1 protein-coding gene and 1 pseudogene are annotated in these 751 nt (G+C 46.5%); both read left to right on the top strand.

The features are described from left to right. Positions 1 to 183 (top strand): annotated as a pseudogene (locus tag WH95_RS21110) (ABC transporter substrate-binding protein); the annotation flags it as partial. Positions 184 to 401: 218 nt separating this feature from the next. Beyond that, positions 402 to 751, top strand: a 350-nt coding sequence (locus WH95_RS20130) for a TRAP transporter small permease subunit (RefSeq protein WP_046510244.1), incomplete at its 3' end; no start/stop codon positions are given.

Raw genomic sequence — 751 nt, 5'->3', positions numbered from 1 at the left:
CAGGAAATCATGGATGAGCTGGGCGCTAAATCAGAAGAAGTTGTCAAAGAAGTTGGCCAAACCGACGATATTTCCAAGGAAATTTACGACAGCTACATTGATTTCCGTCGCAAGGTTGCACGTTGGACAACACTTTCCGAGTCCGATTACACAGCCGCTCGTGGCGCAGCGCTGAAAATCTAATCATTGTTTGATCAGTGATAATCGACATAAAAGAGGCCGGCCCCTGCTGGCCTCTTTTTGGATAAAATGAACATTGTCTGTTTTACTGAGCACTTCCCCCAGTCCATATGCGTACTTGGCTTGTCTATGTCGCGTTGGTTATCTTCGGGCAAGAAATCAATTAACAAAACAAGTGTGATGTAAAATAAGACAACTAAAAGATTGATAGGGAGACTACTGTGGCAGGGCTTCTTTCCCTCGCTAAGACCATCGATAAGTTGAACGAAAGTATTGGCCGGACAGTTTCCTGGCTGGCGCTTTTTATGGTTCTCGTTCAATTCGCCGTGGTTCTGCTGCGATATGTTTTTGGAATTGGTTCCATCTTTATGCAGGAATCAATTATCTATATGCACGGCTTCCTCTTTATGCTCGGCGCAGGCTATACCCTGTTGCACGGCGGGCACGTTCGGGTCGATATCTTCTATGGGGCGGCAAGTGAACGCAAACAAGCCTTTGTCGATTTCTTCGGTGTCATATTCCTGTTACTGCCTGTGCTGGCCCTGATCGCAATTTATGCCTGGCCTTACGT

The organism is Kiloniella litopenaei, assembly GCF_000982415.1.
Lineage (GTDB): Bacteria > Pseudomonadota > Alphaproteobacteria > Kiloniellales > Kiloniellaceae > Kiloniella > Kiloniella litopenaei.
The sequence above is the reverse complement of the archived record's forward strand: the minus strand, read 5'-3'. Positions and strand labels throughout refer to the sequence as shown.